This is a genomic window from Labedella populi, from assembly GCF_004078655.1.
GTDB classification, from domain to species: Bacteria; Actinomycetota; Actinomycetes; order Actinomycetales; family Microbacteriaceae; genus Labedella; species Labedella populi.
In genome coordinates this window covers 554,786-578,011 of the sequence record NZ_RZNC01000002.1, presented here as the reverse complement: position 1 = coordinate 578,011, position 23,226 = coordinate 554,786, and the positions used below count along the sequence as shown (strand labels likewise).

21 protein-coding genes are annotated in these 23,226 nt (G+C 69.6%); 10 read left to right on the top strand and 11 right to left on the bottom strand.

From position 1 onward, the window contains the following. The first annotated feature begins 51 nt into the window (after positions 1 to 51). Positions 52 to 1,428, top strand: coding sequence for a phosphotransferase (locus ELQ92_RS08320; protein WP_208004280.1), 1,377 nt, complete (start codon positions 52 to 54; stop codon positions 1,426 to 1,428). Here the strand turns inward: ELQ92_RS08320 and ELQ92_RS08315 are convergent. Further along, on the bottom strand, positions 1,365 to 4,655 hold the full coding sequence (locus tag ELQ92_RS08315; RefSeq protein ID WP_243694931.1) for an ATP-dependent DNA helicase: 3,291 nt from the start codon (positions 4,653 to 4,655) through the stop codon (positions 1,365 to 1,367). The genes ELQ92_RS08320 and ELQ92_RS08315 overlap by 64 nt on opposite strands. Further along, on the bottom strand, positions 4,652 to 7,975 hold the full coding sequence (locus tag ELQ92_RS08310) for an ATP-dependent helicase (protein WP_128498499.1): 3,324 nt from the start codon (positions 7,973 to 7,975) through the stop codon (positions 4,652 to 4,654). The genes ELQ92_RS08315 and ELQ92_RS08310 overlap by 4 nt, the downstream gene beginning before the upstream one ends. Positions 7,976 to 8,124: 149 nt before the next feature. Here ELQ92_RS08310 and ELQ92_RS08305 point away from each other — a divergent pair, with 149 nt between their 5' ends. Together ELQ92_RS08305 and ELQ92_RS08300 are read left to right on the top strand one after the other, a co-directional pair. Beyond that, positions 8,125 to 8,349 carry a DUF3107 domain-containing protein gene (locus ELQ92_RS08305; RefSeq protein ID WP_128495740.1) on the top strand — a complete coding sequence of 75 codons (225 nt, stop codon included), beginning with the start codon at positions 8,125 to 8,127 and terminating at the stop codon, positions 8,347 to 8,349. Between the two features lie 3 nt (positions 8,350 to 8,352). Further along, positions 8,353 to 8,640 (top strand): hypothetical protein, encoded by a 288-nt coding sequence (locus ELQ92_RS08300; protein ID WP_128498498.1) that lies wholly within the window; start codon positions 8,353 to 8,355, stop codon positions 8,638 to 8,640. A 28-nt stretch (positions 8,641 to 8,668) separates the two neighbouring features. On the opposite strand, the gene ELQ92_RS08295 is transcribed toward ELQ92_RS08300, so the two are convergent. Beyond that, positions 8,669 to 9,304: a ferritin-like fold-containing protein gene (locus tag ELQ92_RS08295; RefSeq protein WP_243694930.1), complete on the bottom strand. Its 636-nt coding sequence runs from the start codon at positions 9,302 to 9,304 to the stop codon at positions 8,669 to 8,671. A gap of 299 nt (positions 9,305 to 9,603) precedes the next feature. On the opposite strand from ELQ92_RS08295, the gene ELQ92_RS08290 reads away from it, so the two are divergent. Further along, the gene (locus ELQ92_RS08290; protein WP_208004293.1) at positions 9,604 to 11,046 is read left to right on the top strand and encodes a DEAD/DEAH box helicase; all 1,443 of its coding nucleotides are present in this window, start codon (positions 9,604 to 9,606) and stop codon (positions 11,044 to 11,046) included. 241 nt (positions 11,047 to 11,287) lie between these two features. Here ELQ92_RS08290 and ELQ92_RS08285 read toward each other — a convergent pair whose 3' ends face one another. After that, entirely contained in the window at positions 11,288 to 12,220 is a 933-nt protein-coding gene (locus ELQ92_RS08285; protein ID WP_128498495.1) for a PHP domain-containing protein, read from the bottom strand. 115 nt (positions 12,221 to 12,335) lie between these two features. On the opposite strand from ELQ92_RS08285, the gene ELQ92_RS08280 reads away from it, so the two are divergent. Together ELQ92_RS08280 and ELQ92_RS08275 are read left to right on the top strand one after the other, a co-directional pair. Then, complete coding sequence (locus ELQ92_RS08280) at positions 12,336 to 13,385, top strand: endonuclease/exonuclease/phosphatase family protein (protein WP_128498494.1); 1,050 nt, start codon at positions 12,336 to 12,338, stop codon at positions 13,383 to 13,385. 29 nt (positions 13,386 to 13,414) lie between these two features. Then, positions 13,415 to 14,857, top strand: a complete 1,443-nt coding sequence (locus ELQ92_RS08275) for an aminopeptidase P family protein (protein ID WP_128498493.1) — start codon at positions 13,415 to 13,417, stop codon at positions 14,855 to 14,857. A gap of 19 nt (positions 14,858 to 14,876) precedes the next feature. Here ELQ92_RS08275 and ELQ92_RS08270 read toward each other — a convergent pair whose 3' ends face one another. Then, positions 14,877 to 15,395, bottom strand: coding sequence for a YflT domain-containing protein (locus ELQ92_RS08270; RefSeq protein ID WP_128498568.1), 519 nt, complete (start codon positions 15,393 to 15,395; stop codon positions 14,877 to 14,879). Between the two features lie 83 nt (positions 15,396 to 15,478). Between ELQ92_RS08270 and ELQ92_RS08265 the strand changes: the two genes are divergently transcribed. From ELQ92_RS08265 to ELQ92_RS08255, 3 genes are read left to right on the top strand one after another with little or no spacing between them, the layout of a single operon-like run. After that, positions 15,479 to 16,762, top strand: a complete 1,284-nt coding sequence (locus ELQ92_RS08265) for a magnesium transporter MgtE N-terminal domain-containing protein (protein ID WP_128498492.1) — start codon at positions 15,479 to 15,481, stop codon at positions 16,760 to 16,762. After that, entirely contained in the window at positions 16,755 to 17,291 is a 537-nt protein-coding gene (locus ELQ92_RS08260) for a DUF1003 domain-containing protein (RefSeq protein ID WP_128498491.1), read from the top strand. Before ELQ92_RS08265 ends, ELQ92_RS08260 begins: the two co-directional genes overlap by 8 nt. Beyond that, the gene (locus ELQ92_RS08255) at positions 17,284 to 18,468 is read left to right on the top strand and encodes an Mrp/NBP35 family ATP-binding protein (RefSeq protein WP_243694929.1); all 1,185 of its coding nucleotides are present in this window, start codon (positions 17,284 to 17,286) and stop codon (positions 18,466 to 18,468) included. The genes ELQ92_RS08260 and ELQ92_RS08255 overlap by 8 nt, the downstream gene beginning before the upstream one ends. 35 nt (positions 18,469 to 18,503) lie before the next feature. Here ELQ92_RS08255 and ELQ92_RS08250 read toward each other — a convergent pair whose 3' ends face one another. Together ELQ92_RS08250 and ELQ92_RS08245 are read right to left on the bottom strand one after the other, a co-directional pair. Further along, positions 18,504 to 19,064, bottom strand: coding sequence for an adenine phosphoribosyltransferase (locus ELQ92_RS08250; protein ID WP_128498490.1), 561 nt, complete (start codon positions 19,062 to 19,064; stop codon positions 18,504 to 18,506). Beyond that, the gene (locus ELQ92_RS08245; RefSeq protein WP_128498489.1) at positions 19,061 to 19,447 is read right to left on the bottom strand and encodes a twin-arginine translocase TatA/TatE family subunit; all 387 of its coding nucleotides are present in this window, start codon (positions 19,445 to 19,447) and stop codon (positions 19,061 to 19,063) included. The genes ELQ92_RS08250 and ELQ92_RS08245 overlap by 4 nt, the downstream gene beginning before the upstream one ends. 113 nt (positions 19,448 to 19,560) lie before the next feature. Between ELQ92_RS08245 and ELQ92_RS08240 the strand changes: the two genes are divergently transcribed. Further along, complete coding sequence (locus tag ELQ92_RS08240; RefSeq protein ID WP_128498488.1) at positions 19,561 to 20,211, top strand: O-methyltransferase; 651 nt, start codon at positions 19,561 to 19,563, stop codon at positions 20,209 to 20,211. 59 nt (positions 20,212 to 20,270) lie between these two features. On the opposite strand, the gene ELQ92_RS08235 is transcribed toward ELQ92_RS08240, so the two are convergent. The 4 genes from ELQ92_RS08235 to dapE form a co-directional block, all read right to left on the bottom strand. After that, positions 20,271 to 20,441 (bottom strand): DUF3117 domain-containing protein, encoded by a 171-nt coding sequence (locus ELQ92_RS08235; RefSeq protein ID WP_071256769.1) that lies wholly within the window; start codon positions 20,439 to 20,441, stop codon positions 20,271 to 20,273. A gap of 150 nt (positions 20,442 to 20,591) precedes the next feature. After that, positions 20,592 to 21,881 (bottom strand): hypothetical protein, encoded by a 1,290-nt coding sequence (locus ELQ92_RS08230; RefSeq protein WP_243694928.1) that lies wholly within the window; start codon positions 21,879 to 21,881, stop codon positions 20,592 to 20,594. Beyond that, the gene (locus tag ELQ92_RS16275) at positions 21,878 to 22,093 is read right to left on the bottom strand and encodes a hypothetical protein (RefSeq protein ID WP_166426742.1); all 216 of its coding nucleotides are present in this window, start codon (positions 22,091 to 22,093) and stop codon (positions 21,878 to 21,880) included. The genes ELQ92_RS08230 and ELQ92_RS16275 overlap by 4 nt, the downstream gene beginning before the upstream one ends. Then, the gene (gene dapE, locus ELQ92_RS08220; RefSeq protein ID WP_128498487.1) at positions 22,090 to 23,190 is read right to left on the bottom strand and encodes a succinyl-diaminopimelate desuccinylase; all 1,101 of its coding nucleotides are present in this window, start codon (positions 23,188 to 23,190) and stop codon (positions 22,090 to 22,092) included. The genes ELQ92_RS16275 and dapE overlap by 4 nt, the downstream gene beginning before the upstream one ends. Positions 23,191 to 23,226 lie beyond the last annotated feature (36 nt).

Sequence of the window (23,226 nt, the reverse complement as noted above, 5' to 3'; positions counted from 1 at the left end):
ACAGGCGTGGCGCGGGCTCCGGTCAGGGGCACTCGACCTAACCTAGGAGGCATGGCCAGATCCCACCTCACTCTAGCCGCGCTCGCGACGTCGGCCGTCCCTGGCTTGACCGTCGTCGGAAGCGGCCCCCTCGGCCTCGGGGCGACGGGCGACTTCGACTCCGCGCTCCTGCGCACCGCCGAGGAGCTCGAGGTGGTCGTGCGCGTGCCGACGTCGCAGCGCGCCGAGACCGAGCAAGCGCGGGAACTGCTCGCTCTCGCGGCGCTGACCGATGGGATCCGCAGCCGCTTGCCCTTCACCGTCCCGACCGTGCTCGGCCAGACGCCGGCGGGCGACACCCGTGCCGTCGTCTCGAGCTTCATTCCCGGCGTCCAGGTGAGCGCCGACGCTCTGCCCGCCGGCGACGGCGTCGCGACGTCGATCGGCGGCGCCCTCGCAGCGTTGCACGCACTGCCCGGCTCGTTCGTCGGGGAAGCCGGGCTCCCCGACCAGTCGGCGGAGGAGTCGCGCCGGGAGGCGTCGAGCGTCGTCGATCGTGCTCTCGCCACTCGGCTGCTGCCGGCGGCCGTCGGTGCGCGCTGGACCGATGCGATCGCCGACGACACGTTGTGGCAGTTCAATCCGACGGTCGTCAACGGAACCGTGTCGGCCGAGTCCTTCGTCATCGCGGAGCACGAGGTCGGTCAGATCGTCGTGGGCATGATCGGGTGGAGCGGGCTCCGCTCGTCGGACCCTGCACACGACCTCCACTGGCTGTCCGGCGCGGGAGAGGCCGCCGACAGCGTCTTCGCGGCATACACGGCGGCGTCGAGTCGGACGCCCGACGCGCGCATCCGCGTGCGCGCGATGCTCTACGCCGAGCTCGAACTCGCCCGATGGCTTCTGCACGGCAAGGACACGCACGACCGGGCTGTCGTCGACGACGCCGTGTCGATGCTCGACGGACTCGTGGAGCACGTCCTCGGAGACGTGATGCACCCGCTGTCCCAGCACACGGGTCCCGTGCTGTCGGTCGACGACGTCGAGACGCTGCTCGCACGCACGCCCCGGACGTCGGCCGCTGGAGGTGGAACGGGTCTCGAGACGGACTCGTACGACCGGTCAGAGCTCGAGAGCGTGATGACCGATCGCGCGGAGGAATCGGATGCAGCGGCGATCCAGGACGCCGAGACCGGGCCGATCGCCGTCGTCGAGGGCCGCGGCGCAGCCGACGCCCACGCCGACGCAGCAGGTTCAGACGATTCCGAACCCGCTGAGCGAGCCCGCACCACGATGAGCGCTGAGGAGCGTGAGCGGCGTCGCCGCGCGAGCATTCGCGAGACGGTCGAGCTCGACACGACCGGTTGGATCCGCTCGGGGGGCGATCAGCTCGACGCAGCCGATCCCACCGCCCGCTCCCAACGAGACCGCAACTCCGGCTCGGAGTAGAACCTCTCGGGGCGTATCACTCGGTCCTCCGTCACGTAGTAGAAGACGGCGTCGACCTCCTCGGGATCGACCCCGGCCCACTCCGCGTAGGCGAGCCGGTACAACGCCAACTGGATCTGCCGTTCCTCGAGCTCAGCGTCGTTCCGCGGCGGCCGGCCCGTCTTCCAATCGACGATCTGCCGTCGGCCGTCGCGCTCGTAGACGGCGTCGAGCTTGCAGACCACGATGCGTCCCGCGATCATCATGTGGATCTCACGCTCCACCTCGATAGGCCGGAGATCGGCCCATTCCGATGCCTCGAACCGTTCCTGGAGCGCCGCCAGGGCGACCGCGTCCTCCCCCGGATCTCCTGCGAATCCGCCGAATCCGCCGGCGTCTCCCCCCTCACCGTGAGCACCGGGACCGCCGAGGAGGTCGAGGTCGAGATCCCTCTCGTCGAGCGAGGCGTCGATCGCCTCCGGCGAGCCCGTCGCGGAGAAGCGCCGCTCCACCCAGGCGTGGAAGAGCGTGCCGAGAAGTGTCTGCCGGTACGGCCGTTCCGGGACGGGGCGCTCTATCGCCGAGATCACCGCGTCCGGGTCGCTCAGGTAATCCTTGAACCGCGACGCGGCGATCCGGGTCGGGATCTCGCGGCGACCGGGCCGCGCGAGGCTCGCTCTCTCGGCGAGGAGCAAGTCGATCGTCTCGGCATAGGCCCCGGCGGTCGCGCCTTCCTCCGACGGTTCGTCCTCTGCGACCGAGCGGACGAGATGAGCGGCGCGTTCGACCGAACGGCGGCGCGCACCGAGCGGATCTCCGGGCCACACGAGGATGTCATCCTCGTCGGCGAGGGGATTCTCGGCAGAGAGGGGGGCTGCAGGGAGAGGCTCGACGACACCCGCGGCCTCGAGGTCCCGGAGGAATACGCCCGGCCCTCTAGGGGCCGTGTGCTCGCCCCAGAACGACCCGCTGAGCAGCAGGCGCGAGCGTGCACGCGTGAGGGCGACGTAGGCGAGGCGGCGCTCCTCGAGCGCGTGCCGAGCGGCGAGGTCCTCCGAGAAGCGCCCGAGCGCCTCGTTGACCTCCTGCTGGGTCTCGGCCTTCCGCCAGGCGAAGACGGGTAGCTCGGCGGAGTCGCCGCGGAAGTCGTACGGAAGCGTGCCGAAGGAGACCCAGCCCTTCCCTTCCTTCGACTCACCCGGAAACTCGCGCTCGACCATTCGGACGACTGCGACGGCGTCCCATTCGAGGCCTTTCGAGCCGTGCATCGTGAGGAGCTGGACTTCGCCGGGCTCGGGCGGTTCCGTCCGAGGACCCATCATGTCCTGCGTCTCCGCGCGCTCGATCCACGACAGGACGCTCCCGAGGGTCGGATTCTCCTCACTCGCCAGGAACGACGACACCTCGTCGGTGAAGGCGTGGAGACGGGAGTTCGCCGTCCGCAGCGTCGATCGTGAGGAGTTTGCGACGACCTCGAGGTCGAGGCGAAGTCCGGACGTGACGAGCGCGATGAAATCGAGGACGGGAGCCCCCGCTCGGCTGCGGAACAGTCGGAAGAGGTGAGCGGCCTCGCGAAGACGCGAGAGTCCCTCCGGGCTGAGTCCCGAGAGCGCGACGTGCGTGTCCGGCATGTCCCTCAATGCGTCGAGCGCATCCACGATCGAGACCGAGCCGTCCGCGGCGACCGACGCGCGAATCCGTTCGATCACTTCCTCGCTCAATCGGGACGACCGCACATCACGTCGCTCGAGCCATGAGGCGAGCCCCCGCAACTCGCGCAGGTCACGGACGCCGATGCGCCAGCGCGGGCCTGACAGCACCCGGATGAGGGAGGATCCCGCGGATGGGTCATGACAGACGCGGAGCGCTGCCACAAGGTCGGTGATCTCCGGCGAGGACAACAGACCGCCGAGCCCGAGGATGCGGTGCGGCACTCCCCGGTCGGCCAGAGCTCGTGCGAAGAGGTCCATGTGCCGCCGGGCACGGAACAGGATGGCCGCGGTGGGCGGCGTCACCGCATTCCGACCGCCGCGCACGACATCGGCCATCCACCCCGCCACTCGTGACGCCTCCTCGTCGATCGTCTCCTCGAAGACGACGTCGAGCGCTCCCGCGCCCACCCCCGGTCGCGCGGCGAGTTCGGGCACGGGCACGGATTGCCCGCCGCGTAGCGGTTCCACGAGGGTGTTCGCGGCATCGAGGATGACGGTGTCATTGCGCCAGCTCGTGGACAACGTGAACGACTCCACAGCGGTCGAGCGAGCGAAGTCGTTCGAGAATCGCGAGAGATTGTCGGCACTCGCTCCTCGCCACCCGTAGATCGACTGGTGCGGATCGCCGACGGCCATGACCGAGTGGTCGGCGAACAGGAGGGACAGCAGCCGCGTCTGCACGACGGAGGTGTCCTGGTACTCGTCGAGGATCACGGCGCGGAATCGACGCCGTGTCGCCGCCACGATCGAGGGGTCGCGCTCGCAGGCCGCGAGAGCGAGGGCGACCTGATCGGAGAACTCGACGAGCCCTCGACGTCGCTTCTCCTCGGCGAAGCGCTCGGCGAGGTCCGTGAGCGGATCGAGAGAGCCGACGGTCTGGACCGCTTCGAGGACCTTGGCGTACGGCGTTCTCTTCGACCCGCCGTACGGGAGGTCCTCGAGCAGCCGGAACTGCTCGACGAGCCGCCGGACGTCGTCGCCCTCGGCGATGTTGTCGGCGAGGGCCCGCGAGAGGCCGACGACGGCTTCGGTCACGGCGTCGATCGACTTGCCGATCCCGACGAGTCGGTCGTCACCGTGCTCGACGACGACGCGCCGGGCGAGCCGCCACGCCGCGGCGTCATTGAGCAGCGCCGATTCCGGGTCACGGCCGACGAGCAGCGCGTTCTCCCGGAACAATCCGTCGGCGAAGGAGTTGTAGGTCGCCACGGTGGGGCGGTCGAACACGTCATCCGCGCTCACGTCGACGACACCGGCCGTGAGCCCGTCCTGCAGCCTGCGCTGCACACGCTCCGCGAGTTCTCCGGCGGCCTTCCGGGTGAAGGTGAGCCCGAGGATCTCGGACGGCGCCGCTTCACCATTGGCGACGAGCCAGACCGCGCGGTTCGCCATCGTCTCGGTCTTGCCGCTGCCCGCGCCGGCGACGACCAACGAGGGCGCGGACGGCGACTCGATGACCGCAACCTGCTCCGACGTCGGTGAGGGCAGCCCGAGCAGTTCTGCGATCGAGACGGCGGCGATCCGAGCGGGCGTCACGAGGTCACCGCCTTGACGACATGGATGCGGCATCGGCCGAACGAGAACGGCTCGAGGCAGTGCGACGACACATGCGCGGGGAATTCCGCCCCCGCCATCTCGAGAGCCGTCCGGGCGATCTCCTCCCGGAACGCCGCCGCCTGCTCGGCCGTGAAGGGAGCCTGTCGTGGTTCGTAGAACGGCTTGGTCTTCGCCGTCCCGGCGAGCACGACGAGCTTCGCACCTGCGCCCTCGCGCCCCTCGGTGCCGGGCACCGCACCCTCGGAGAACGCGAGCTGATACGCGCCCAGTTGCGGGTTGTCGACGACGCCGGCGTTCGTCTTCGCTTCGCTCTTCCCCGTCTTGAGATCGACGATGTCGATCGAGCCGTCCGCGAGGAGTTCGACGCGGTCGATCGTGCCGCGGAGCACGGCGAGCGTCGGGTGTTCTCCCCCGGGGCGCGTGGCGCCGTCGAGCGGACCATCGGATCCGCCCTCGGCGACGAGCGGAATCGGGAGTTCGAAGGCGACCTCCTTGCCGATGACGGCGGCTCCCCGGGCTTCGCGACTCGCGACGTACAGCCCCAATCGGCGGGCGAGATCCGCGCCCTTCACCTCTTCGAGGCGCGCTTGCCAACCCGCCTCGAACGGCAACTCGTTCCAGCGGGTCGACATCGCCGCCCAGATCTCGTCGGCGTCCGCGCTCTCGAGGGTCTCCGCGACCTCGTGCAGGATCGTGCCGAGTCCGGACGCGACCGTCGAGTTGGAGCCCCCCAGCTCGTCGATGAGCCAGTGCAGCCCGCAGGTCCGGAAGGCCTCGACCCGCGAGGGCGACACGCGTACCGTCTCGTCTCTCGACACCAGCGGGGCGTCGGTCGACAGGTCGAGGAGACCGGACCAGTCGTCGGGGGATGCCCCCTCCACGCCGTTCTCGGCGAGCCGGGCGAGGGAGACGGCCGCCCGTTCGGCGACCGCGTGCTCGCCGCGCTCGAGGGCGACCGTGAGATCACGCCGCAGCCGACCGGTGAGTCCGCGCAAGGAGAGGGGGTGACGCTCGGCGAGCCCGTCGGTGGGAGGAGGGAACAGGGGAAGGAACGGGCTCGGCGACGCGTCTTCACCGGCCACCGCGCTCACGACGAGCCGTTCGCGAGCCCGCGACACGGTGCGCGCGAGCAGCCGAAGCTCGTCGTGCAGCACGAGGGCTCGCGCATCCGAGGGGGTCGGCTCGATCCCCGCGGCGGCATCCGCCAGGTCGCCGCTCCCGAGAAGGGTCCCACGCTGCCGCATGTTCGGCCAACCGTGCTCCTGGAGTCCGCAGACGACGACCGTGTCGAAGTCACGATCGACCGTGCCCACCGGGGTGGTGATGACCACGGCGGACCCGGCCGCTCGTGGGGCGAGCGTGTCCTCCGGCAGGTCGGACTCGGTGATCTGATCGAGGAAATGCGCGGGACTCTCGCCCGGCGAGCGTTCGACGGCTCGACGGGCGGCGGCGAAGAGCGCCACAATCGCGTCGAGGGTCCGATTGGCCTCGTCGGCGGCCAGTCCCGTCCCCCGCGACTGCTCCACGAGAGAGCGTTCCAAGCGGGTGCCCTCCCACAGGCTCCAGAACAGCTCCTCGGCCGTTGCGCCCCGCTCAGCGGCGCCGGCCGCTCGGCGGAGGTTGTCGGCGACCGACTGCGCCTTGCGGCCGTGACGGGTGTCGAGCTCGGCCAGCGACCCCGGGAGCTGCATCGCCTCGACGAGGAGTTCGGCAGCGGATCGTGAGCCGCCGGCATCGGCCTCCCGCTGGCGGAGCGCAGCCCGCAACCGCCGGAGTTCGACTCGGTCGAATCCACCGAGAACACTCGTGAGGAGTTCACCGGCGGCCTCGTCGTCGAGGACACACACGCCGAGGGCGATGCGGGCGGCGAGCACGAAGGCCCGGACCGATGGTTCGTCACGTAAGGCGGTGCCGCCCGCCAGCACACGCGTCGGCACCTCGAGTCCTGCGAGGCCCCGTTCGAGCGCCGCGATCTGCGACCTGCTCCGCACGACGACGGCCATGTCGTGCCAGGGGACCCGGCCGAACACGTGTCTCTCACGCAACTCACGAGCAATGATGGCGACCTGCTCGGCCACGCTCGAGGGTGTCGTCACGAGGACCGAGTCCTCCACCGACCGAGTCGGCCTGCGTACCCGCCGCTGCGTTCCGGCCCCCGCCGTGCCGACGCGCGCGACGACCCGCTCGTAGACGTCGGCGAGTTGTCGCGAGCCACGGTACGACGTGCCGAGCACGACGCTCGCCGCCGGCTCGTCGAGCACGTTGGGCAAGCGGGTGACGACATCGGGACTCGCACCGCGGAACCCTCCGGCCGCGACGTCCGGGTCTCCGGCCACGACGATCCCCACTCCCCGTCGTGCAAGAGCCGCGAGCAGTTCGGAACCCGCCACGCTCAATTCCTCTGCGTCGTCGACGACGAGGGTCTTGAGCCGCGCGAACGGGCCGAGCCCCGTGCCGTCCGGTCCCGCGGAATCGACGATCTCCGTGGCGCGGTGCACGAGCTCGGTCGAGTCGTAGAACTGGTCGCGGAACGCGTCCACCACGTCGTGGTACTGGCCGATGAACCGTCCGGCGGCTCGCCATTCCGGCCGCATGCGGAGGTCGCCGAGCCCCGTCAGTCGCTCCGATGAGACATGGGCCTCGACCGCACGGGCCATGAGTTCGCGGAGCTCGCCGCGGAAGCCGGGGAGACACCGCACGTCGGCGTCGAGGTGCGCCGGCCAGTCGCCGCTCCGACCGTCCTCGTCGTCGCCGACGAGGAGGTCGGCGATGATGGCGTCTTGCTCGCCTCCCGTGAGCAGGCGCGGCGCGGGGAGCCCGTCCGCCGCGTTGCCCGAGACGACGATCCCGAACGCGAATGACGTGAGCGCCCGCGCGAGCGGGCCGGCCGTGGGGATCCCCACCCGCACGGCCAGGACGTCGCGCAGTCTCGTCGCCGCCCGCCGGTCGGCCGCGAGGACGAGGATCTCGTCGGTCGCGTACCCGGAGCGGAGCACGCGATCGGCGACGAGCTCCACGATCACGGTGGTCTTGCCCGTTCCGGGTGCGCCGAGGACCGCCAGGTGCCCACGCGGCGGGGCCGCCACCACGCGGCGCTGATCCTCATCGAGGACCACGACGGGCGAGTCGACACCGCCCGTCGCCACACCCCCGTGTGCCGATTCCGGGAGCGGCGCACCGATGCGTGCAGCGGCGTCAATATCGGCGCCGACACTCGCGACGACCCCCGCGTCGACAGGGACGTCGGGAGCGCTCTTCTGGCCGGAGTCGGTCTCGGTCGCGGAGGTCTCGGGAGTCACGCCATCACGCTAGCCCGGCCCACCGACATCGCCTCGTCGCCCGCGCGGCAAGCCTCGGCCCGACTGTTCGCTCACGGCGAGTCCATGCGCGGCGCGGGCCGGCGGAGGGTGTCGTAGAGTCGTAATCCAGGCAATCGAAAGGCATCCCCGTGGAAATCCGTATCGGAATCGCGAACAGTCCCCGCGAAGTGAGCTTCGAGTCGTCGGAGTCCATCTCGGACGTCCGCAAGACGATCCAGGCAGCACTCGACGACAAGAGCTCCTACTTCAGCCTGACGGACTCCAAGGGAAGCCTGTTCATCATCCCGACGGCCGGGCTCGCGTACGTCGAGGTGGGTTCGGAAGACCAGCGCCGCGTCGGCTTCGTCGCCTGACCCGTGGAGCTGCTCTTCGTCACCCTCGGCGGTGCGATCATCGGCTTGGGCGCGCACTACGCCGCACCGTGGCGTCGTGAGCGCGGCGTTCTGCTCGTCCCCGCGATCGGGGTCGTCGTGTCGGCCGTCGTCTGGCTCGGGCTGACCGTGCTCGGCTGGCCATGGGACGGCGGCTGGATCTGGGCGGTCACTCTCGTGCTCGCGGCCGTCATCGCGACCGTGCTCGCGATCGTCCTCGGCCGCGTGCGCTCCGAGTCCGACGACGCGATGCTCGTCCGACTCGGCGGCTGACGGCCGCGGCCCGACCGCGGGCGCGTGTTCAGGCTGTGAGTCCGAGCGCGTCCATCCGGCGGGTGTGCGAGGCGATGAGCTCCGTGAAAACGGGCTCGACGTCGTCACCGTGCTGGTGGCCCCCGCCGTCGACGACCTCGCGAGCGAGGAGGAGAGTGTCGCCGACGAGGCGTCGACCCCACATCGCGAGGAACGACGCCGTACGTCGGTCCACGGAGATCTCGCGCTCGAGTATGTCGACGATTCCGGACGTCCCGGCCTCGGCGCCGAGGAGCGTTCCGACGCGCGGGCCGAGGTCCGACGGGAGGCTCGCGGCCAGCCCGATGAAGAGGTCGTCGAGCAACCCGGACGTGACGTGGAACGACAGCAGGGACTCGAGCGGCCCGTCACCGCGGGTGATCCGACGGAAGTGGTCGATGGACGGCGCCACCGCGGCCATCGCTGTGGACGCGTCACCGTCTCGACGTTCGATCTCGGCGACGACCGCCTGATGCTTGCTGAGCGCGAAACCGGCCGCCGTGGAGAGGCGCTCCTTGTCGTCGAAGCGCTCGAAGGCGCCGACGAGGGAACCGAGGGTCTCGACATGGCCCAGTTGGATGCGGGCAGCTCGCCCCAGATAGCTGTCGGGATCGGGGTGGAGATCCGTGAACTCCACACGAGTCACGGAGCGGCCGGACCCTCGAGGACGTAGCCGCGGGGTCTCCCTCCGAGGACCGCGTCGGCCGAACCAGGATGTCACCAGGCAACTTTAGCCGATGAGTCCGGCCCGCCGTGGCGGATGCGGCGAGGGCGCGCCCGCTGCTCTTCCGGCGGCCGTCGATCGCGTCCGATAGTCTGGAGGGATTCCCGACATCGGATCGGGACCTACGCCGCAGACGTTAACAGAGATCGGCGTAGACCGAACTCGCGCACTGACAGGCAAACGAAAACGTGGATTTCCGTGATCTCGGGGTCGACCAGGACATGGTCGACGCCCTCGCAGCAAAGAACATTCTCTCCCCCTTCCCCATCCAGGAGCAGACGATCCCCCTGGGGCTCAGCGGACAGGACATCATCGGCCAGGCCAAGACCGGCACGGGCAAGACGTTCGGTTTCGGGCTCCCGATCCTGCAGCGCCTCGGCGCGAACCCTGAGCCGGGGGTGAAGGCGCTCGTCGTCGTCCCCACCCGGGAACTCTGCGTCCAGGTGACGGAGGACCTCGAGGTCGCCGCCGCGAACCGCGGCACGAAGATCGTCTCGATCTACGGCGGCAAGGCGTACGAAGGCCAGATCGAGCAGATCAAGGCGGGGGCGCAGCTCGTCGTCGGAACGCCCGGCCGACTGATCGACCTCAACAACCAGCGGTTGCTGGACTTCTCGCAGATCCAGGAGATGGTCCTCGACGAGGCCGACAAGATGCTCGATCTCGGATTCCTCGCGGACATCGAGAAGCTCTTCTCCAAGACACCGCCCGAGCGGCACACGATGCTGTTCTCCGCCACGATGCCGGGGCCGATCGTCGCCCTCGCGCGACGGTTCATGAACAAGCCGATCCACATCCGCGCCTCGGACCCGGACGAGGGCCTCACCCAGGCCAACATCAAGCACCTCATCTATCGGGCCCACTCCCTCGACAAGGACGAGGTCATCGCGCGCATCCTGCAGGCCGAGGGCCGCGGCAAGACCGTCATCTTCACCCGCACGAAGCGTGCGGCGGCCAAGCTCGTGGAGGAGCTCAACGACCGCGGTTTCAACGCGGCCGCCGTTCACGGCGACCTCGGTCAGGAGCAGCGTGAGCGAGCCATGGCCGCGTTCAAGGCCGGGAAGAAGGACGTCCTGATCGCCACCGACGTCGCCGCCCGCGGCATCGACGTCGACGATGTGACGCATGTCATCAACCACACGATCCCCGAGGACGAGAAGACCTACCTCCACCGCGTGGGCCGGACGGGTCGGGCCGGCAAGACGGGCATCGCCGTGACCTTCGTCGATTGGGACGACCTTCACAAGTGGGCGCTCATCAACCGCGCCCTCGACTTCGGCCAACCGGAGCCGACGGAGACCTACTCCTCGTCCCCCCACCTCTTCGAGGACCTCGACATTCCGGCGGGGACGAAGGGGCGACTTCCCGGGTCGTCCCCCTCGGCCGCTCCGCGTGCGGCCACGAGCGGCGGCTCGGGCGAGCGCTCGCCGCGCGGGGGGCGCGGCCAGCGCTCCCGCGGCGGGTCCGACACCGCCGGCGGCGAGCGCCGGAGCGAGGGCGCCCGCTCTCGCTCCGGCTCGGTCTCGGTTGACGACGGTACCGCTGCGGAAGGAGCCTCGTCCACCGGCACTCATGACGGCGGTGGACGGCAGCACCACGACGGGAACAGTGCTCCGCGGCGACGCAACCGGACGCGGCGACGCAGCACCCCGCCGTCGGCCTGATCCCCTGGTCGGCCTGATCTAGTCCGCCTGATCTGGTCCGCCTGATCCCCTGGTCGGCCTGATCTGGTCCGCCTGATCCTCTAGCCGGCCTGGTCTGGTCCGCCTGATCCCCTGGTCGGCCTGGTCCTGCGGTCGGAGCGACGGGCACGTCCGCATCCCGCGGCCGTGCCCGTCTGGACGTCGGGGACCTCGCCGCCGTCGCCGCACCGCGCCCGTCGGACCCGCGCCCGTCGGCCCCGCGCTAGACGAGCGGCGCGGGCGGCTCTGCACCCGTGGACGACGATCCGGGCAGGGGCGCCGAGGACCGGCCGTAGACGGGTGCACTACCGGTTCCACGCTCGATGATGGCCGCGACGGCGTCTGCCGACGTCGTGTTCTCGCCGAGGCGGTTCGGCTTCCCCGTACCGTGGTAGTCGCTCGAGCCCGTGAGGACGAGGTCGTGTCGCTCAGCGAGTCGACGGATCTCCCGCTTACCCGATGTCGTGTTCTCCCGATGGTCGACCTCGAGGCCGGCGAGACCGGCGCGGACGAGCTCGTCGATGTCGCGATCGGAGACGATCAGTCCCGTCCCCCGGGTCGCCGGGTGCGCGATCACGGGGACTCCCCCCGCTGCGACGACGAGCGCCACGGCCGACACCGGATCAGGGGCGTAGTGCGGCAGGAAGTATCCGCGCGACGGGTGCAGGATGCTCGCGAACGCCTCGCTGCGCGTCGGGACGTGACCGCGGGCGACGAGCGCGTCCGCGATGTGCGGACGCCCGATCGTCGCGCCGTCCGTCGTCTGCGCGACGACGTCGTCCCACGTGAGTTCGTAGTCGCGGGAAAGGTTCTGAACGATGCGTTCGGCGCGGACGAGACGTGCCTCGCGGATCCTCGCCATCTCGGTGACGAGATCGCCGTTCGCCGGATCGAAGAGGTAAGCCAACAAGTGGATGCTGCGGTACCCGAGCCGAGTGCTGAACTCCATGCCGGGGATGAGCGTGACGCCGACGGCGTGGGCGGCCGCCGTCGCCTCCGACCACCCGGCCGTGGAGTCGTGGTCGGTGAGCGCGACCGTGCCGAGCCCCGCTTCCGAGGCCGAGCGGACGAGCCGACTCGGAGTCTCCGTGCCGTCCGACACGCTCGAGTGGGTGTGGAGGTCGCTCGGGCCGTGGAATCGCCTGTCGCCCGCCATGTCCCCATTCTAGGCGTGCGGGGGGGGCGGCGCGGCCCGCGGGGACCCGATACGCACGACCGCTCGGTTCCGGTTCGGCCGCTTCCCAGGGCGCCATGGGTATCGTGACAACGCCATGCTCAGATTCCTCGGTGCAGTCCTGACGATCGCCATCGCCATCGCATGCCTCGTCGCGACCTGGCCCCAACTGGTCGGCGCGGAGCATCTGTGGATCGTCGCGCAAGTGGTCGCGTTGCGCGGCGTGCTCGTCGCCGCGGCGCTCGCCGCCGCCGCGGTGTTCCTGCTGCTCGCCCTGGCCCGGCCGCTCCGTCCGGTCGCGGGAACGATCGCCGTCCTCCTCGTCCTCACGGCGGGAGCGAACGCCGCGATCATGGGTGTGCGCGGCGTCGGCGACACGTCGTTCGCGGACTGGACCGACGACTCCGTCACCGTGCTCAGTTGGAACACGCTCGGCGACGCCCCGGGCGCGGAGACGATCGCGCACACGGCGCTCGACAGCAAGGCCGACATCATCAGCCTGCCGGAGACGACCAAGGAGACGGGTATCGAGGTCGCGAACCGCATGCGGGAGGGCGGCAACCCCATGTGGGTGCTCACCGTCGCATTCGATCAGATCGCGAAGGCCCGATCGACGACGATCCTCGTGAGCCCCCGCCTCGGCGACTACGAGACCGTCTGGAACTCCAACCGCGACCGGGCGGAGGAGCAGGCGCGCGTCGGCAACACGTCCGTCCTCCCAACTGTGGTCCTGAAGCCCACCGACGGCAACGGCCCCACGATCGTCGCCGTGCACGCCGTCGCTCCCATCCCCGGCCAGATGGAGAACTGGCGAGCCGATCTGGAATGGCTCGCCACCCAGTGCGCCGAGGAGAACGTCATCATGGCCGGCGACTTCAATGCGACGGTCGACCACATGGCGGGACTCGCGACGGAGGACGGTGCGACGATGGGTCGTTGCTCTGACGCGGGGCTGCTGTCGGGCAACGCCGCCGTCGGCACCTGGTCCTCGGCATGGCCCAGTCTGCTCGGCTCCCCGATCGACCACGTCATGGCGACACCGAACTGGGAGACGACCGGTATGAGGGTCATCGACGACCCGGCCCTCTGGGCGAGCGATCACCGTCCCGTCCTCGTCCAGCTTTCCGCCGCGGCCTCGTCGCCCTGACAGGGAGCGCACGGTGCCAGAATGGTGGCATGGCCTCTTCGAGTGATGTGACAGCAGTCTCCGACACCCAGACGACGACCCCGGAGACCCCGGCGCCGTCGAACAGCAACCGGTCTACGACGCCTCAGAGCAGCCGATTCCAGGACTACGTCTCGAGCGGTTGGGCCGATCGAGACGACGCGCTGCCCGAGCTCCGCGAAGCGGCGCGCTTCGCCGCCGAACGCCGTCGGGCCGTGTCGGCGGCATTCCTCGGAGAGCGGGTCGTCCTGCCGGCCGGTGCCCAACTCACTCGGTCGAACGACACCGACTTTCCCTTCCGCGCGCAGTCGGCGTTCGCCCACCTGACCGGTTGGGGCAGCGACAGCGAGCCTGACTCCGTTCTCGTCCTCGACCCGGTCGACGACGGACACGCCGCCACCCTCTACTTCCGTGAGCGCGCCGGGCGGGAGTCGGACGAGTTCTATGCCAATCCCGCGATCGGCGAGTTCTGGATCGGGCCTCGTCCTTCGCTCGCGCAGGTCGCTGCGGACCTCGGGATCACGACGGATCACCTCGTCGCCTTCTCGACGAGCGAAGCCGACCGTACCCTCGGGGCGGACGAGGAGCTCGACCGGTTCGTCTCGGAACTGCGCCTCGTCAAGGACGACTTCGAGATCGCCGAGCTCACCGCGGCGGTCGAGGCGACGCGTCGGGGCTTCGACGACGTCGTGGCGGAGCTCCCCCGTGTAGCGGACCGGCCGCGCGGCGAGCGCATCGTCGAGGGTGTCTTCTCGACCCGCGCCCGGGTCGAGGGAAACGCCGTCGGGTACGACACGATCGCGGCATCCGGCGCGCACGCCTGCATCCTGCACTGGACCCGCAACGATGGCGCGGTGGCGACGGGCGACCTCATCCTCGTCGACGCCGGTGTCGAGCTCGACAGCCTCTACACCGCCGACATCACGCGTACGCTCCCCGTCGGCGGAACCTTCTCCCCCGTGCAGAGGAAGGTCTACGAAGCCGTCCGCGAGGCGGCCGACGCGGCGTTCGCGATCGTGCGCCCCGGTATCGTCTTCCGTGACGTCCACGCCGAGGCGATGAAGGTCATCGCTCGCCACACCGCCGAGTGGGGCATGCTGCCGGTCTCGGCGGAGGAATCGCTCGAGCCGGACGCGCAGTTCCACCGCCGGTACATGGTGCACGGCACGAGTCACCACCTCGGTCTCGACGTGCACGACTGCGCCCAGGCCCGCCGCGACATGTACCACGACGGGGTCGTCACCGAAGGGATGGTCTTCACGATCGAACCGGGACTCTACTTCCAGCCCGACGACCTGACGGTGCCCGAGGAGTTCCGCGGCATCGGCGTCCGCATCGAGGACGACATCCTCGTCACCGCGGACGGCGCCGTCAATCTGTCCGCCGACATCCCGCGGACCGCCGACGACGTCGAGGCATGGATGGCACGGGTGGCCGCGACGGCGCGCGACTGATCCGCTCACTCACACTCACTCAGAGGTAGAGGCTCGGCCCCTGTTCGTCCCCCGTCGCGGTGGCCGCGGCCCCTCCGAGGATGTTGCGGGCCTTGTTCGCGAGCTCCGTCTCGACGACGACCGCATAACTCGTCGCCACGATCTGCGCGATGGAACTGAAGTCGCGACGTCGACGACGGATGGTGTAGGTGACGACGTTGAACATCATGCCAAAGGCTGCGCCGATGAGCACGGCAGCGCCGACGAAGACGAAACCTGACTGCGGGGCCACGATCACGAGCAGAAGACCGAAGAAGAGCCCGAGCCACGCTCCGCTCAACGCGCCCCCCGCCGCGGCACGGCCGTAACTCATACGACCGGTGATGCGCTCGACGCTACGCAGGTCCGCGCCGACGATCGAGACTTTCCGCACGGGGAAATCGGCGGCCGCGAGAGTGTCGACGGCTGCTTGCGCGTCGTCGTACTTGTCGTAGCTCGCCACGGTCTCCCCCGGCGGGATCTCGATGATCGGGCTTCGACGCTGTCCACTCTGCGGCATACTCACCGTTCCATTGTCCCACCAGGGCGAGAACATCCGGCGCCCCGCCCGTGTGTGATGCTTGAGCGGTCTAAGTTAGAAGAGTGAGTGCCACAAGAGTGTTCGTCGCCCGGTTGGCCGGGTGCATGGTCTTCGATCCGGCCGGTGACCGGGTCGGAAAGGTGCGCGACGTCCTGGTGGTCTCGAGACCGAAGGACCCGCCTCGCGTCGTCGGCCTCCTCGTGGAGATTCCCGGCAAGCGACGCGTCTTCGTGTCGATCAATCGGGTCACGAGTATCGCCGCCGGTCAGATCATCACGACGGGCCTCATCAACGTCCGCCGCTTCGAGCAGCGGGCGGGTGAGGAGCGAGTGATCGCCGAGATCCTCGGTCGGAAGGTCGTGTTCACGGACGGCTCGGGCGAGGCGACGATCGAGGACGTCGCGATCGAGCAGAAGACCGGCGGGACCTGGGCCGTCAGCCAGTACTTCGTGCGCCGGCCGAAGACGAGTTCGTCGCTCTTCGCGAAGGGCCACACCTCCTTCGTGTCCTGGCGGGACGTCACCGAGAAGACGGGTGGCACGGAGGCGCAATCCGCCGAGCAGCTCATCGCCACCTACAGCGACCTGAAGCCCGCCGACCTCGCGAGCACACTCCTCGATCTGCCGGAGGAGCGCATGCTCGAGGTCGCCGGAGAACTCCCGGACGACCGGCTCGCCGACGCGCTCGAGGAGATGCCCGAGAGCGAGCAGGTGAACATCCTCGGTCAGCTCGACGACGACCGAGCGGCCGACGTGCTCGACCAGATGCAGCCGGACGACGCCGCGGACCTCATTGCCCAACTCCCGACGGAACGCGGAGAGCACCTCCTCGAGCTCATGGAGCCGGAGGAGGCCGACGACGTGCGCATGCTCCTCGCTTTCGCCCCGGACACCGCCGGTGGACTGATGACGACGGAGCCCGTGATCCTGTCCGCGGACTCGACGGTCGCCGAGGCGCTCGCACTCGTGCGCCGCGCGGAGCTGCCGCCGGCGCTCGGCGCGGCCGTGTGCATCACCCTCCCGCCCTACGAACCCCCGACGGGCCGATTCCTCGGCATGGTGCACTTCCAGCGCATGCTGCGCTACCCGCCGCACGAAAGACTGGGCACCATCCTCGATCAGAGCCTCGATCCCGTCTCCGCCGACACCACGGCCGCAGAAGTATCCCGCATCCTCGCGAGCTACGACCTCGTCTCTGTCCCCGTGGTCGACGAGAACCATCGACTCGTCGGGGTGGTGACGATTGACGACATCCTCGACTACCTGCTGCCGGACGACTGGCGAAGTCACGGCGACGACGAACGCCCCCAGAGAGTACGCACCGGACGGAGGATGACGCATGGCTAGGACGCCGAAGAACGACGTCAGACTCGACGCACCAAAGGGCATGCGCGCTCCCGTCCTCGCGCCGCGCCGTCGTCAGTCGAGCGACCGCTTCGGTCGGTTCACGGAATGGATCGCCCGTGCGATGGGCACTCCGTGGTTCCTGATGGGGCTGACGCTGTTCTGCGTCGCCTGGATCATCTACAACACGCTCGCCCCGGAGGACGCCCGATTCGATTCGGCTGCCCTCGGCTTCACGGCTCTCACGCTCATCCTGTCGCTGCAGGCGTCCTACGCCGCTCCGCTCATCCTGCTCGCGCAGAACCGGCAGGACGACCGCGACCGGGTGCAGATCGAGCAGGACCGCCAGCGTGCCGAACGCAATCTCGCCGACACCGAGTACCTCGCTCGCGAGGTCGTCGCGCTCCGTCTCGCCCTCAAGGACGTCGCCTCCCGCGACTTCATCCGTCAGGAGCTGCGCTCCCTGCTCGACGAACTCGACTCAAAGGACTCGTCGACCGAGGGCGGCGGCGGGGATCGACCCCGTGTCTGATCCGACCTCCGGAGGTTCCGGCCGCGACCGCTCGGACGACGCCGCGGGCCGTGTCCGCCGCGCACTCGACCGGGTCATCGACCCCGAGATCCGGCGACCCATCACGGAATTGGACATGGTCGGCGACGTCATCGTCGACGACGTCGGCGCCGCGACCGTCAATATCCGACTGACGATCGTCGGTTGCCCGGCGGCGCGGACGATCGAGGAGGACGTACGGAACACCGTCGCGAGCGTCGCCGGGGTGACCTCGACGCACGTGGACGTGGGCGTCATGACCCCGGATCAGCGTCGTGCCTTGACCGAGAGGCTGCGCGGACCGGGCCGACGCGAGATGCCGTTCACCCCCGACTCCCTCACGCGAGTCATCGCTGTGACGAGCGGAAAGGGCGGAGTCGGCAAATCGACCATCACGGCCAACCTCGCGGTCGCCCTCGCCGCCAGGGGGTTGTCGGTCGGACTCGTCGACGCCGACGTCCACGGCTTCTCCATCCCCGGACTGCTCGGCCTCGAGGACCCCGCCCACCCCGGGAGGGCCGTGCGTCCCACGCGCGTGGACGACATGATCCTTCCGCCGGTGGCGCACGGAGTGAAGGTGATCTCCATCGGGATGTTCGTCGACGACCCCTCCACCGCGGTCGCGTGGAGGGGACCAATGCTGCACCGCACGATCGCGCAGTTCCTGACGGACGTCTACTTCGGCGACCTCGACGTCCTTCTGCTCGATCTGCCGCCCGGGACCGGCGACGTCGCCATCTCCGTCGGTCAGCTACTCCCCCACGCCGAGGTGCTCGTCGTGACCACGCCGCAAACGGCGGCCGCCGACGTCGCCGAGCGCAGCGGCGTCGTCGCACGTCAGACCGGCCAGCGCGTCGTGGGCGTGATCGAGAACATGGGCCCCTTCAGCGCACCCGACGGATCCATCGTCGAGGTGTTCGGCTCCGGAGGCGGCGCCGAAGTGGCCTCTCGGTTGTCGGCGGGTCAGGATGAGCCGGTGCCGTTGCTCGTGAGCATCCCCCTCAGTCAGGCCGTTCGCGAGGGCGGCGACGACGGCCGGCCCGTGGTGCTCGGGGCCCCGCACGACGACGCCGCGGCGGCGTTGTCCCGACTCGCCACGGAGATCTCCCACGCCGGTCGGCGACTCGCGGGACGATCCCTCGGTGTGCGGGTGCGGTGACGCCCTCCGCGATCCGGGTCCTTCCCGCTCGAGGATCAGGCGCGGAAGAGGCTGACCACCTCTGAGCCGAGGGCGCTCCTGCCGGCGAGGTGGTCGAGTTCGAGTATGACGCCGCAGCCCACCACCTCCCACTCGAGGCGTTCCCCGATGCGGAGAGCGGCCGCGAGCGTTCCTCCGGTCGCGAGCACGTCGTCGACGATCAGGACGCGCGCACCGGGCGGCACGTCCTCCCGGTGCACCTCGATCGTGGCCGAACCGTACTCGAGCTCGTAGCTCTCCGCCACCGTCTCGCGCGGCAGCTTGCCGGCCTTCCGGATGGGGACCACGGCGGTGCCGGTGCGGAGGGCGACCGCGCCGGCGAGGAGGAAGCCTCGAGCCTCGAGCCCCGCCACCACGTCGAATCGACCGGCGAAGGGCGCGGCGATGGCGTCGACGACGGTCGCGAACGCCTCGGCGTCGGCGAACAGCGGCGTCAGGTCGCGGAACACGATTCCCGGCGAGGGATGGTCGGGCACGGCGGCGATGAGGGACTCGGCGCGCTCGAGCTCCGACGACGGACCGGAGACGGCCGGAGCCGCACCCGCCCGAACGCTCACGTGGACTCCGCATCGAACGGCGGCGGACCGGAGTACTCCCCCGACTCGAGTCGCGATCGGTGCGACGGTGGGACAGCAGGCTTCTCCGGGCGCGTACGCACCGATGGTGCCGTCAGGACGGGAGCCGGCTCGTCGTCGAGCAGGGCCTCCTTGATGATCCGACGCGGGTCGTACTGCCGCGGGTCGAGCTTCTTCCAGTCGACCTCGTCGAACTCCGGCCCCATCTCTTCCCGCATGCGGTCCTGCGCGCCCCTCGCGAGATCCCGCAGCCACCGGATGAACTGCGCGAACTTCGACGCGTAGAGCGGGAGCCGTTCGGGGCCGACGATGAGCACGGCGATGACCGCGATGAGCAGCACCTTCTCAGGGGTCAGTCCGAACACGGATCAAGAGTACCCCGCCGTGGCTGCGCTTCCGTCGGGACGCCCCGCCGTATCCTGACGGAAGGTCGATCGCATCGATCCCCGCACCACCGACACGAACACGGAGCACACCAGTGTCCTCTCACGACGCCAAGTCCGAGCACGTCGCGAACTGGAAGTACGCCGACGACGTCGTCGTCGAACCCGACACGATCGCGCGCGCCCGTGCCCACTCGCTCGAGGTCGGTGTCGAACCGGTCTCACCCGCCACCGGCGCTCAGCTCGCACTCCTCGTGGCCGCCTCCGGAGCACGGAACATCATGGAGATCGGCACCGGGAGCGGGGTGTCCGGACTATGGATGCTGTCGGGGAATCCGCGCAGCGCTCTCACGTCGATCGACAGCGAGATCGAGCACCAGGCGGCCGCTCGCGAGCACTTCCACGACGCGGGCATTCCCGCGAATCGTTTCCGTCTCATCGCGGGTCGCGCTCTCGATGTGCTCCCTCGTATGAACGAGGACTCGTACGACCTCGTTCTCATCGATGCCGACACCGTCTCCGTCATCGAATACTTCGAGCACGCGCTCCGGCTCGTCCGCGCCGGAGGAACCGTCGTCGTGGCCCATGCACTCGCGCGTGGTCGCGTCGCGGACCCGGCCGCGCGTGACGACGTCGCCGTGGGCTACCGCTCGCTCGTCCATGAGGTCGCCGCCTCGACCGCCGTCGTGAGCGCTCTGTCGGTCGTCGGCGACGGTCTCCTGCAGGTGACGAAGCTCGCGATCTGAGAGGGACGTCGCGCCCGGATCCCTCAGGGATCCGGGCGCCATCACGTGGTGCTGGTGGATTAGGCGGAAACGACTCCGGCGAGTGCGTCGTGGAGTTCCTTCGCCTCGTCGTCGTTTACCGACACGACGAGCCGACCTCCTCCTTCGAGCGGCACTCGCACAATGATGAGCCGACCCTCCTTTACGGCCTCCATAGGCCCATCTCCGGTCCTCGGCTTCATCGCGGCCATACGGCTCCCCTTTCGTGTACTACGTCCATTATCCGTGATCGGCGGCGGTTCGCGCTAATCCCCACGTCGAGGGGACGGCCGCTTCGGCATCCCGAGCGCACCGACCTACCGCGTCTGGAGCGCCGATCCCCCCGCTCGACGGACTCCGGGTCACGGTGGCGTCCAGTCGTAGCCGTCGACCCGCCATGCGACGAGCAGCCAGAGCCACTGCAGGGCGATGCTCCCCATCACGACGGTTGTCCGGTACACCCTGGACCGCGGAACCGCGATGGCGCCGGCGAACGGGAAGAAAGGCACGAGCAGTCGGAAGGTACTCGACTGCGGGAAGAAGACGGCGAGGAGGTAGAGGGCATAAGCGGCGAGCCACAATCGGACCTCGAGTCCGAGCATCCTCACCGGTCTGCTCGTGAGGGCGACCGCAAAACCTGCGACGAGGAGGATCACGCCGATCCAGCCCAGCGGGCGCCCGAACCACCACTCGAAACCCTGGAACCAGGGCGTGAACGGGATGAGGTGCTGATACCCGATGTACACGGACCGCCACGCGAGCTCGGTGTCCGTATACGCGGTGACCGAACCGGTCACCGCCCAGGCCACCGCCGGCCAGGCGAGGCCCACGAGGCCGCTCAGGAGCGTCGCGCCGATGACGAGCGGGAGTTCGCCGGACGCGAAGGGCTCGCGATCTCTCCGGACGATGCGCACGAGCAGGTGGAGGCCCAGGAGGAGCGCGAAGGCGAGAGCGCTCGGTCGGGTGAAGCCCATCACGACGACCACGGGCATCAGGAGACCGTACCGACGACGCACCAGGAGGAGCAGGGCGAGGGACAGGAGCAGGAGGTGGAGCGACTCGGCGTAGGCGACCTGGAACACGGGCGCTACCGGCGCGACCGAGAAGATGACGACGCCGAACAGAGCGGTGCCGGCGTCGAGGTGCTCGCGGAAGAGCCGGTAGGTGACGAGTGCGGCACCGAAGCCCGCGAGCACCGACACCGCGACCGCTGCGACGGCCCACTCGGCTCCCGTCAGGATCATGACCGTGCGCACGACGAGCGGGTAGACCGGCAGGAACGCCCAGGCGTTCTCCGCCGTATGGCCGTCGTCCGTGAGGGGGAGCTCGGCGGGGTATCCCGCAACGGCCACGATGTTGTACCAGCGGCCGTCCCACATCGAGGCGAAGTCGACGTAGCGCGGAGCGGCAGCCGTCCACGCGTTCTGGTCCTGCTGCGCGGCGAGGACGAGCATCATGGCCGTGGTCACAATGCGGGAGAGGCCGAAGACGATGAGCACGGCGACCCACCACGGCAACCGGCGGAAGCGGTCGGACGTGAGCGGATCGTCGAGCGGCTCGGGATCGTCGAGCGGCTCCGGGTCGTCGAGCGGCTCGATGTCGGCTTGCGGCCGACGCATGGACGAGCGCTCGATCCGTCCTCCGCGGGTCACGTCGGGAGTGGCGAGTCGCCCACCCGCCACAACACGTAGAGCCAGAGGAACTGGCCGACGATCGACGCGATGAGGAAGAGCATCGTCGCCGTCGTGATGACTCGGGCTCCGGCGAACTCGGCGAGGACGACGACCCACCACGGGAAGCGCCCGGACCGGTCCCCTGTCCCGTCGGAGCGTGTCGCGGGGACCACTCCCCTCGTCGTGGTCATGCGGACAGCCAGGAGCGCAGGCCGCGCTCGCACTCGAGGATCTGCTCGACCGAGCAGCGCTCGTCGTCGGCGTGGGCCTTGAGGGGATCGCCCGGACCGTAGTTGACGGCCGGCACACCCATGGCCGAGAACCGGGCCACGTCGGTCCAGCCGTACTTCGGGGCCGGTTCCGATCCGACGGCCGCCACGAACTGCTGCGCGATCGGAGCGTCGAGACCGGGCCTCGCCCCCTCCGCCTGATCGACGACACGGATCTCGAAGTCGGCGAAGAGCTCATGCATGTGGGCGATGGCCTCCTCGACCGAGCGGCTCGGCGCGAAGCGGTAGTTGATATGCACCATCGCCTCATCGGGGATCACGTTGCCGGCGATGCCCCCGGATACCCCCACGGCGTTGAGACCCTCCCGGTAGACGAGCCCGTCGACCTCGACCTCGCGCGGTTCATAGGCGGCGAGCGTGTCGAGAACCGGGACGATCTTGTGGATCGCGTTCTCCCCCACCCAACTGCGGGCGGAGTGCGACCGCAGACCGTACGCACGGACCTCGATGCGCAGATTGCCGTTACAGCCGCCTTCGATGCGGGAGTTGGACGGTTCTCCGAGGATGGCGAAGTCGCCGTCGAAGAGGTCCGGCCGATTGCGTGCGAGGCGGCCGAGACCGTTGAGCTCCGCCGAGACCTCCTCGTGGTCGTACCACATCCATGTGATGTCGACGGCGGGTTCGCGGAGCGTCGCTGCGAGGTGCAGTTGCACCGCGACCCCGGCCTTCATGTCGACGGTGCCGCGGCCCCAGATGTACTCGACACCGTCGATCGTCTCCGACCGTGTCGGCACGTTCTCCTTCACGGGCACCGTGTCGAGGTGGCCGGCGATCACGACACGGCGCTCGCGTCCGAGGCCGGTGCGGGCGACGACGGTGTCCCCGTCACGCGTCACCTCGAGGTGCGGGAAGGCGACGAGGGCCTGCTCGATGAGGTCGGCGAGACGGCGCTCGTTTCCGGAGACGGATTCGATGTCGCAGATGATCCGGGTGAGATCGACGGGTGATCCCGTCAGGTCGAGGCGGGTCAGGCTCGACGAGCGGGCTGCGGGCTCCATGGAGCACAGTCTAGTGAGAGGGCCGACGCACCCGCT

Bases quoted from the DNA above. Each gene is read 5' to 3' on its own strand.
- ELQ92_RS08320 (WP_208004280.1), top strand. From the start codon at position 52: ATGGCCAGATCCCACCTCACTCTAGCCGCGCTCGCGACGTCGGCCGTC.
- ELQ92_RS08290 (WP_208004293.1), top strand. From the start codon at position 9,604: ATGGTCGACGCCCTCGCAGCAAAGAACATTCTCTCCCCCTTCCCCATC.
- ELQ92_RS08285 (WP_128498495.1), bottom strand. From the start codon at position 12,220: ATGGCGGGCGACAGGCGATTCCACGGCCCGAGCGACCTCCACACCCAC.
- ELQ92_RS08280 (WP_128498494.1), top strand. From the start codon at position 12,336: ATGCTCAGATTCCTCGGTGCAGTCCTGACGATCGCCATCGCCATCGCA.
- ELQ92_RS08275 (WP_128498493.1), top strand. From the start codon at position 13,415: ATGGCCTCTTCGAGTGATGTGACAGCAGTCTCCGACACCCAGACGACG.
- ELQ92_RS08270 (WP_128498568.1), bottom strand. From the start codon at position 15,395: ATGCCGCAGAGTGGACAGCGTCGAAGCCCGATCATCGAGATCCCGCCG.
- ELQ92_RS08260 (WP_128498491.1), top strand. From the start codon at position 16,755: ATGGCTAGGACGCCGAAGAACGACGTCAGACTCGACGCACCAAAGGGC.
- ELQ92_RS08235 (WP_071256769.1), bottom strand. From the start codon at position 20,441: ATGGCCGCGATGAAGCCGAGGACCGGAGATGGGCCTATGGAGGCCGTA.
- ELQ92_RS16275 (WP_166426742.1), bottom strand. From the start codon at position 22,093: ATGACCACGACGAGGGGAGTGGTCCCCGCGACACGCTCCGACGGGACA.
- dapE (WP_128498487.1), bottom strand. From the start codon at position 23,190: ATGGAGCCCGCAGCCCGCTCGTCGAGCCTGACCCGCCTCGACCTGACG.